The 8,761-nt window shown below is 68.7% G+C and carries 9 protein-coding genes; 4 read left to right on the top strand and 5 right to left on the bottom strand.

Annotated features, from left to right (window positions below):
* A partial coding sequence (locus WA805_RS19940; protein ID WP_425243086.1) for a PIG-L deacetylase family protein occupies nt 1-665 on the top strand: 665 nt, incomplete at its 5' end.
* Between the two features lie 134 nt (nt 666-799).
* Here WA805_RS19940 and WA805_RS19935 read toward each other — a convergent pair.
* From WA805_RS19935 to WA805_RS19925, 3 genes are read right to left on the bottom strand one after another with little or no spacing between them, the layout of a single operon-like run.
* Entirely contained in the window at nt 800-3,253 is a 2,454-nt protein-coding gene (locus tag WA805_RS19935) for a SpoIIE family protein phosphatase (protein ID WP_425243085.1), read from the bottom strand.
* A gap of 29 nt (nt 3,254-3,282) precedes the next feature.
* Nucleotides 3,283-3,642 (bottom strand): hypothetical protein, encoded by a 360-nt coding sequence (locus tag WA805_RS19930; protein WP_425243084.1) that lies wholly within the window; start codon nt 3,640-3,642, stop codon nt 3,283-3,285.
* The gene (locus WA805_RS19925; protein ID WP_424558905.1) at nt 3,642-4,142 is read right to left on the bottom strand and encodes a helix-turn-helix domain-containing protein; all 501 of its coding nucleotides are present in this window, start codon (nt 4,140-4,142) and stop codon (nt 3,642-3,644) included. The genes WA805_RS19930 and WA805_RS19925 overlap by 1 nt, the downstream gene beginning before the upstream one ends.
* A 555-nt stretch (nt 4,143-4,697) precedes the next feature.
* Between WA805_RS19925 and WA805_RS19920 the strand changes: the two genes are divergently transcribed.
* The 3 genes from WA805_RS19920 to WA805_RS19910 all read left to right on the top strand — a co-directional run bounded on the left by WA805_RS19920 (nt 4,698) and on the right by WA805_RS19910 (nt 5,859).
* Nucleotides 4,698-4,892, top strand: a complete 195-nt coding sequence (locus WA805_RS19920; RefSeq protein ID WP_422282115.1) for a hypothetical protein — start codon at nt 4,698-4,700, stop codon at nt 4,890-4,892.
* 6 nt (nt 4,893-4,898) lie between these two features.
* The gene (locus WA805_RS19915; RefSeq protein ID WP_422337534.1) at nt 4,899-5,174 is read left to right on the top strand and encodes a hypothetical protein; all 276 of its coding nucleotides are present in this window, start codon (nt 4,899-4,901) and stop codon (nt 5,172-5,174) included.
* Nucleotides 5,175-5,295: 121 nt separating this feature from the next.
* On the top strand, nt 5,296-5,859 hold the full coding sequence (locus WA805_RS19910; RefSeq protein WP_422288658.1) for a GNAT family N-acetyltransferase: 564 nt from the start codon (nt 5,296-5,298) through the stop codon (nt 5,857-5,859).
* A gap of 537 nt (nt 5,860-6,396) precedes the next feature.
* Here the strand turns inward: WA805_RS19910 and WA805_RS19905 are convergent.
* Together WA805_RS19905 and WA805_RS19900 are read right to left on the bottom strand one after the other, a co-directional pair.
* Complete coding sequence (locus WA805_RS19905) at nt 6,397-7,221, bottom strand: Fpg/Nei family DNA glycosylase (protein ID WP_425243083.1); 825 nt, start codon at nt 7,219-7,221, stop codon at nt 6,397-6,399.
* 239 nt (nt 7,222-7,460) lie between these two features.
* Nucleotides 7,461-8,033, bottom strand: coding sequence for a helix-turn-helix domain-containing protein (locus WA805_RS19900; RefSeq protein WP_422288660.1), 573 nt, complete (start codon nt 8,031-8,033; stop codon nt 7,461-7,463).
* Nucleotides 8,034-8,761: the final 728 nt, after the last annotated feature.

The following is an 8,761-nucleotide window of genomic DNA, read 5'->3' as shown; positions in this document are numbered from 1 at the left end:
CCCGCGCTTTCACGCTCGACTCGCTGCCCAGCGCGGTTCGCGTGCTTGCCGTGACGGCGCGGCCTGGGCAGGAGTCGGCCGATCTGGGCGGGCCGCTGTACGCTTTCCGCCGATCCGGGGCCAGCCTGAGCCTGCTGTGCCTGACCCTGGGCGAGACCGCCGCGCAGAGCACCGGCTTCACGCGGATTGAGGCGGCGCGGCCCTGGGAAATCCAGATGGCCGCCTCGATCCTCGGCATCAGCCAGGTCTCTGTCGCCAGTTACCGTGACGGCAGGCTGCACCGCTACCGCACGTCCGAGCTGACGGGACGAATTCAGCATGCGATCAGCAAGTACTCCGCCGACCTAATGCTCGTCGTCGCGCCAGAGACGGGTGACATCGGCGATGCGGCCGTCGCCCGCGCCACGACGTCCGCCGCCTTGCTGGCGGGGGTGCCGCTCGCGGCCCGTACCAGGCCGGGCGTGTCCGGCGCCTGGACCGTGGATCTGGGGGCCGAAGCGGAGGTCGCCCGGGCTATCCAGAAGTCGGCCGCCGCCGCGCACGCCACCCAGTCGGAAGCGCTCCCGGAGATGATCAGCCGCGTTGACCAGCTGGGCAGCATGGAGACGATGCGCTGGCTGGTGAGCCCGGCGCGGGTGCCCGGGCAGCGCATCATGCCCGGCTGAGGGTACCGGAGGAACCACGCGTCCGTTCGGGCTGATGCTCTTTTGCATTTTCCCGAACGGGCGCGGCTGACCCCAGCAGCGCCAGGCTGAATCCGCAGCGGGCCGGATCGTGCCGTCTGCGGCCGAGGCGCCAGTCAGGCAGAAGGAGGCGTGGGCAGGGACTGCTCGGTCCAGATGACCTTCCCGGTCGCCACATTCCGGGTCCCCCAGCGGTCACAGAGCGCGGCGATCAGCTGCAGGCCACGGCCGCCCTCGTCAGTCCAGGCCGCCCGGCGGGGGCGCGGCGTGGTCAGGCTGCCGTCGAAGACCTCGCAGACGAGGCTCCGGCTGCGCAGCAGGCGAAGCCGGTACGGACCACGCGCATGCCGGACCACGTTCGCGACCAGCTCGCTGACGACCAGCTCGGTGGTCATCGTCAGTTCCTCCAGCCGCCAGGCGGCGAGCTGGTCGCGCACGTACCGGCGAGCAGCGCCGGCCGCCCGCGGGTCCTCGGGCAGCGACCAGGTGGCGACGGCGTCCGGTGCCGTGGCGCGGACCCGGGCCACGAGCAGGGCAGCGTCGTCGGCCCGCTGCTGATCATCTGGCAACAGTGCCTGCGTGAGGCTGTCGCACAACTGGTCCAGGCCCTCGGCCTGATGCCCCCGGAGCAGCCCAGCCATGCGATCCATGCCTACAGCCGGGTCGCAGCTGGTCGAGTCGACCAGGCCGTCGGTGTACAGCACAAGCAGGGCGCCGTCCGGAACCCGCAGCTCCGACACCTCGAACGGAGGCCCGGCCACGCCCAGCGGCGGATCGCCCTCGGCCGGCGCGAAATGAACAGTGCCGTCCGGGCAGACGACAGCGGGCGGCGGGTGGCCCGCTCTGGCCATGGTGCAGCTGCTGGTCGTCGGATCGTAGATCGCGTAAAGGCAGGTGACGAATGAGTCGTCACCGAGGCCGGAGACTAGGTCGTTGAGGTGTGCCAGGATCTCGTCGGGTGGCAGCTCGAGGTCGGACAAGGTCTGCAGCGCGGTGCGTACGCGCCCCATGATGACCGCTTCTGGCAGCCCGTGCCCCATGACGTCACCGATGACCAGGGCAACCCTGTCGGCCGACAGCGGGATGACGTCATACCAGTCGCCCCCCACGTCCATGCCCCGTCCGGCGGGGAGATACCTGGCCGCCGCGGTGACGGCGGGCAGCTCAGGCAACTGCCGCGGCAGCAGGGCGCGCTGCAGCGCCTGAGACCGGGCGTGCTCGGCGTCGAAGAGCCGGGCACGCTCCAGAGCCTGGGCGACTAGGCCGCTGAGCGTGGTCATCAGCGCGCGCTCGGCGCCCGTGAGAAGGCGCGGCCGGTCAAAGGAGACCACGCACAAGCCCACCACGCGCCCTGAGACGACCAGCGGCAGGTACGCCCACGCCTGCTTGCCGCATATAGCCAGCAGGTCCGCCGTGGCCGGGTAGCGCCGCTTGTACTCGTCCGCTGACGAGATGAACGAGGGCCGGCGGCGGGCCAGCACATCCGCGGCCGGGGTGAGATCGGGCACCGGGCCGTTGACCAGGTCGAGGAAAGCCTGGGAGTAACCGACCGCCCCAACCGTGCGCATCCGGCCATCCTCGATTACCTGGATGATCAGCCCGGAGGCCCCGAACGGCGGCAGTACCCGGTCGGCAACCGCGGCCACGATATCCAGCGAGGTGACGGCCTCGGCCAGGGCGGAAGCCAGATCCTGGATCCGGGCCGAGCGCTTGGCCGCCGTGCGCTCGGCCGCTACCTGGTCGGCCTGGCGCACGCGCGACGCGGTGACGTCGGTGAAGTAGCAGGCCAGGCCGTCAGGCACGGGGACGAGCCGGAAGCGATACCAGCGTCCGGTGTCCGGCCACTGGACATCGAAGCTCGTCGGCGTCGTCCCGTCGGCTGCTTCCCGGCAGCGGGCCTCCAGGCCCGGTACCCGGCGGATCACGAGCAGGTTCCACAGCAGCCGCCCGGTCAGGTCATGCTGGGAGGTCAGCAGACGCTCGGCCTCGGCATTGGCGAAGAGTACCCGCCAGTCCTTGTCGACAGAAAGGAAACCGTCGCTCATATACCGCAAGGCGCTGCGCAGGCCGTCATCGGTCGTGCGTGCCTGTGTCGTGTCCCATGCCGTGCCCAGCATCCGGAACGGGTTCCCGTCCGCGTCTGCCTCAACCTGGCCGCGGACCAGCAGCCAGCGATTGCTGCCGTCCGGCCGGCAGATCCTGTACTCCGCCTGGTACGCCCCGCGCGTACTGATCGCCTTGTCCACTTCGGCGGTGACCCAGGCGATGTCGTCGGGATGAACGTGACTGATCCAGGTTTCGATACGTCCGTCGTAGGTGTCCGGGTCGACGCCAAGCAAATCCATCGAAGGCTGGTCGAGGCAGAGCAGCCCCGAGGCCATGTACCACTCCCAGGCGCCGACCCCGGTCGCCCGGTAGCCCTCCCATGAGCCGTTTTTGCCGTCGGGGACCAGCAACTGGGCTGGCTGCGGCGGTTGGCGGAGCTGCTGCGGTGACGTGGCCGCCCCGCCTCCCGCGACGCGCGGGCCGCCCTGCTGCCCGGCCGCCGTACTGGCTGCTCCATCCATCATTCCGCCACCTCCCCCGGAAGCGCATACCATCACCTTTTACGCAGAACTAGCAGCATAGCCGTTTCTGCTGGTGGGCGGGGCCGTGGCGGATGACCGTCGCTGACTATGAGGAATACGTCCGCATTGCTCGCGGTCGCGCTACATAACTGCAGCCGCTTTCCGGCCAACCGGCTGCTGGCCACCTGCATCACCGACACCGAGATGGTTCCGTGGATGATGAGCTTGGCGACGCACAGGTCTTCCTTGTCGAGGCACCAGCCGGTGTACCGCGGCGCTCCGCCTGGGGCTGCGGTGTTGGCGTTCTGTATCTTGACGAGCCGGTCGCGCCAGCCGGCTGGCAGTGCAGACGTCTCGAGGTCGACGCCGTGCTCAAGCTGATCGCGTCGCATCAGCTCGCCCCTTGGAGAACGGCCTGACGTTCGCTCTGGGGGAGGAGTCCGCTCATGGGTGAGACCTCGCGCATTTCGATGGAATCACGGTCGAGGCCGGTAAGGACGCGGTGCAGGCCGAGCACGTCGCTGCGCTCCACGAGCGAGTCCCACCGGTCAAGATTGCGGCAGTGCGGCTGCCCCGTCACGCTGCTGCGAAGCCGACGGAGGTTGCGCTCGATGACGGGACGCCACTCCTCAAGGCTGCGTTTGGTCAGGTGGTTGGAGAGCTGGCGGTGGAGGCGCCAGGATCTCCGTTCCGAGCGGGTTAGGTCAGGGATGACTGGCCGCCGGACCACTTCGAGGCGATAACCCATGCAGGACAGCAGCCGGTCGAGCTGCTCGTCGCTCAAGTCGACCTTGCCAGAGAGGAACTGGCTGATACTGGGCTGGCGCACACCACTGAGGCGGGACAGGCAGGACTGGGTGGTGCGCGTTTCGCGCATCACCTCGCGGAGCACGTCACCACGTCCAGGCATACCAAATTGCCACGTATGGCCCAATGCCGCTTAGCTTGCGACTGCGCACGCGTCGCGCCGCTGCCCGGACAGCCGTCAATCACCGGATTGCACCCAGCCTGAGATTATCTATTCGAAATCCGTGTCGTTTCCGTTACTATAACGACGGAAACGACACGGATTTATTCGATCTTGGTACTCTTATGCTGATATTCCGGGCAGCTGGGAGGCGTGACCAACTTAAGCTAAGCGGCATTGTGCCATGCAGCATGGTTTCGTCTGACGACGTCGTACTAGGTCCGGTTGCCGCAGTTCAGAGCAACTCTGATGTCCGGGGACGTCTGGCTCGGTCTGGCGCTGCCTGGGGTCGTTGTCACTTGGTTTGTCACTTGCTTTCCGGCCCTCCCAAGCCAAGGAAGGCCCGGAATGGCTCTTTACATCACCGACGACACGATGACGCTGAAGATCGATGACCGCGTCGTGGCCACCGCCCGGTTCAGCTAGCATGACGCGGCCAACGAGAACGGCGCGTGGATCGTCTCGACTCACCCCGCCCGGTTGTTCACCCGCGACCAGATGATGACCGCGCTGACCTGGGCCGCGTCCATGGTGGTGCTCGACGCCAGCCGCCGCGGCCAGCGGGTGCCACTACTGGCCGCGTGGAGCCTGGCCGCCGGGATCGCTACGACGGTCGGTGCCAACCTGGCGCACGGCCTGGGCCACGGCGCGGTAGGTGTCCTAGTCAGCGCGTGACCCGCAGTGGCGCTGGTCGGCTCCTTCGAGCTCTTGATGCTGCTCATCAGGTCAGCTCATCAGCCTCGACTGAAACGCATCTGCGAGGGCGTGGCCGACCTGCCGGTGCCGCGCCAGAGTGTGCCACCGGCGGGTGCGTTCCTGGAACAGACGGTACGAGCCTGGCACACCGCAGGCCACAGCCAGCAGGCGATAGCCCGCGAACTCAGCATCGACCGCCGCAAAGCCCCTCGCGCGCATGAGGCCGAACGCAGACCGGCCACGGCGCCGCAAATGGCCTGATCCGGCCAGCGCAAGATGGCTGGTACGCCCGATGCGGCGGGGGCGGCTCGCTGGTGGACTTGAGCTGTCAGTCACCCACGTCTCGGGGGACGTGTACCGCGCATCAGAACGGGGTCTAGTCATGCAGCTCAATCAGGCAGAAGGGACCCAAGTGGTGCTGCGCGACGGGTCGACGGTGCTGATCAGACAGGTTCGCGGCACCGACGCGCCGTTGCTGGCCGATGGATTCGCCCGGCTGAGCCCCCGATCCCGCCAGCTGCGGTTCCTGGGCCCGAAAACCACGCTGTCTGCCACGGAGCTGCGCTACTTCACCGAGATCGACCACCACGACCACGAGGCAATCGGCGCGCTCAGCGCCGCCGACGGGCGCGGCGTAGGCATCGCCCGCTACGTCCGGGACGCCCGCGACCCGCAAGCCGCCGAGATCGCCGTCACCATCGTCGACGACTGGCAAGAGCGGGGACTAGGCACCGAGTTGCTCTCCCGACTGTCCGACCTGGCCCGGCAGGCCGGCATCCACCGGTTCACCGCCCTGGTCTCCACAGACAACGCCGCGAGCGCCGGGCTGCTACGGAACCTGGGCGCCTCCCTGGTCGCCCAAGGTCCCAGCATCGTGGAATACGAGCTCGCCCTGGAGCCCGACGACTACGGCCTCGATCGGTGGATCCGCTGCGCTATGGCCTAGCTGCGGGGTCAGCCGGCGCTGCCGCAGTCAGCCGCGCCCGTTCGGAAAGGTCAAGAGCATCAGCCCGAACGGGCGCGTGGTTCCCCGGCCGCCGCTAGCTCGGCGGCATCCGCTTGCGAGCGGGCCGACCCGGCTGGATATGCGGCTGCCGGTCATCTGCGCTGTCGGTGTGGCCTTCACCTGGACAAATCGATTCCACCCAGGGCCCCGTAGCCGGGCCTGATTGCGCGGGTGACCAGCGAGGACAGCTTCGTCCCGCTCGGCCCGGCGGCGAACATGGTGCTGCTGGAGGAACCCACGATCGAAAAGGCGGCCGTCGGCCTCCAGCATGCGGGCTGAGCGCACCGTCCGTTCGGGATAAGAGCTTTTCTTCTGAACGGACCGTGCCGACTGCTGCCGGTTAGCGTGGCTATTGTCAGATGGGCAAGCCAGGGGGCTGGCGACGAATAGGACAGAGTGGTTCGCGACCTGGCCGGGCATCTCGAGCGGTGACAGGTGGTCCATTCCTGCGGCCGGCGGTCCCGGCCACGTTTCCGGTCAGCTCTGTTCGCGCGGGCACCACCAGGTGGTGCGCCCGCCCACGGTGCCGTGCGCCATCGGACTGCCGCAGCGCGGGCAGGCGGCCTCGGGCCGCCGGAACGGGATCACCGTGAGGGTGTGGACGCCGCCGCCGTCGACCGCGGCGCTCACCGTCCGGCGCAGGGCGCGGAGCAGCCGGCCGGTTTCGGGCGGGGTCAGCTCGTCGACCGGCCGGGCCGGGTTGATCTTCGCCTGCCAGAGGATCTGGTCGGCCAGCAGGTTCCCGATGCCGGCGATGACATCCTGGTCGAGCAGCCGGGCCTTGACCGGCGCGGTGCTGCGGCCAAACGCCGCCCGGAACTGCGCCGGGGTGATCGCCTGGGCGTCCGGGCCGAGTGCCTCGAGCGGCGGGTCGAGCCGGACCCGGCCGAGGCGCCGCGGGTCGACCAGCATGAGCGCACCACCGTCGGCGAACGTCAGGCTGAAACGCGAGTACCGGTAGTCGCCTTTAGCCCTGCCGCGTTCCCAGTAGTCGCCGCCGTCGATCTCGTTGCCTTGACCGTCGGCGATGACGATCTTGCCGGACATGCCCAGGTGGATGCCGAGCAGCGGGCCCGGCTCGCCATCGCCGTGGCCGGCCACCGGGGAGGTGTCGCACCACATGCTCTTGCCGCGGCGGTGCGCGGCAGTCAGCGTGCGGCCGAGCAGCACGGCCTTGATCTCGCCGGGCCGGTGCGGACGGCAGACATAGCTGTCGGTGTCATCCACGTCGGAGATGACCCGGTGCAGCCCGGCCCGCTCGATGACCGTGCGGGCCGACTCGACCTCAGGCAGTTCAGGCACGGCCAGCCCGCCCGAGCGGCCGACGGCGCCGATGGCGATGGCCTATTGTCACCGGATGACCCTATCGGTCGCGCGGCCGCGCTGACGATGAAGTCGCCGGGCGGCCATCAGTGCAGGCAGGCTGCCGCCTGGCAGGACCGCGACTACCAGCCAACCACCACTCCTGCTCAGCGGAGGTCTGGCCGCCATCGCTGCCCTGGCTTGGAAGTGGCTGCTCGTGCAGGGCCGGGTGCCTGTTGTCAGGCGGCGTCGGTGGTGGTCACTGTGAGGGTGTGGTCGGCGAAGTTGGCGACGAGGTCGAGGCGCCCGCCGAGGGCCTGGACGTAGCGGGCGATGGCCTCGATGGTGGACAGTTCGCCGCGCTCGATCTGGGAGACCCGGCCCGGGGTGACGCCCATGGTTTCAGCGAGCTGGGCCTGGGTGAGGCCGCGCTGCTTGCGCTCGTCGGCGAGCCGCTGTCCGCTCTGCCGGGCCATCAGGGTCTTGCGGCGCCGTTGGGCTTCCTCGGGGCCGCCGACACGCTCGATGTAGGCGTCGCGGTCCCACGTGGTGTAACTGGTCACTGGCTGCCTTCCCTCTGCTGCCCGTTCCTTCAGGTAGATCTCGCAGAGCTGCTCGGCACGGGGGATCATCCTTGCGTACCACTTGTTCCAGCTGCCCGCCTTATCGCCGGCGACGAGCAGGATCGCAGATCGCCACGGGTCGAAGACGAACAGGATGCGGACCTCGCTTCGCCCGCGGGATCCGGGCCGAAGCTCCTCGAGGTTCGCGATAGCTAAGGGGATTCGAAGCCCTGACCTTCTGCATGCCATGCAGCCTGGTTTCGTCTGACAGCGTCGCGCTGCGTCCGGTTACTGCACTTCAGAGCCGCTCTAATGTCCGGGGACGTCTGGCTCGGTCTGGTGAAATCTGAGTGCGTTGGTCCTTAGTTTTGGTTCTGGTTTGCCGGGCCTCCCAGTCAAGGGAGGCTCAACCATGGCACTCCGGATCACCCACGACATGATGACTCTGGGGATCGACAACCACGTCGTGGCTACCGCCCGGTTCAGCGAGCACGCCGTGGGCCGACGGCACCGGCGCGTGGATCGTCTCCACGCATTCGGCCCGGCTGCTCACCCGCGGCCAGGGCCTGGTTCGCAGCCCCTTGAGCCGTACCGGCTGATGTGCGCGCTTTCGGGTGTGCCGCCGGCACGGGGATGTCCGCTGCCGGCAGGTGCTGGCCTGCCTGGATGCCTGGGCAAGGGGCACGGAGCCGCGCTCAATCGCGCCTCAACGAGGCGTTAGCACCGCACGGCCATCCTTACTGGCAGCGGTGCCCCTGTGCACAGGGAGCTGGTGGCTGTCCGGCGAAAGGAGACAGTGATGGATAAGGCGATCGTGCTGGCGGTCGCGGCCAGCGTGTGCACCGCCGCCTCGTCGGTATGCCAGCGGATGGGGGCCAAGGGCACTCAGGCCAGGGGGTTCGACGTGGGGCTGGTGGTCCGGCTGGCCCGCCGGCCGGTGTGGCTGCTGGGCATCGCCAGCATGATCGGCGGGTTCG

This window comes from Trebonia sp., assembly GCF_049794275.1.
GTDB lineage: Bacteria > Actinomycetota > Actinomycetes > Streptosporangiales > Streptosporangiaceae > Trebonia.
The sequence above is the reverse complement of the archived record's forward strand: the minus strand, read 5'-3'. Positions and strand labels throughout refer to the sequence as shown.

What these genes read in the sequence shown, in the direction of transcription:
- WA805_RS19935 (WP_425243085.1), bottom strand. Translation starts at nt 3,253, where the DNA reads ATGATGGATGGAGCAGCCAGTACGGCGGCCGGGCAGCAGGGCGGCCCG.
- WA805_RS19930 (WP_425243084.1), bottom strand. Translation starts at nt 3,642, where the DNA reads ATGCGACGCGATCAGCTTGAGCACGGCGTCGACCTCGAGACGTCTGCA.
- WA805_RS19910 (WP_422288658.1), top strand. Translation starts at nt 5,296, where the DNA reads ATGCAGCTCAATCAGGCAGAAGGGACCCAAGTGGTGCTGCGCGACGGG.
- WA805_RS19900 (WP_422288660.1), bottom strand. Translation starts at nt 8,033, where the DNA reads ATGGCATGCAGAAGGTCAGGGCTTCGAATCCCCTTAGCTATCGCGAAC.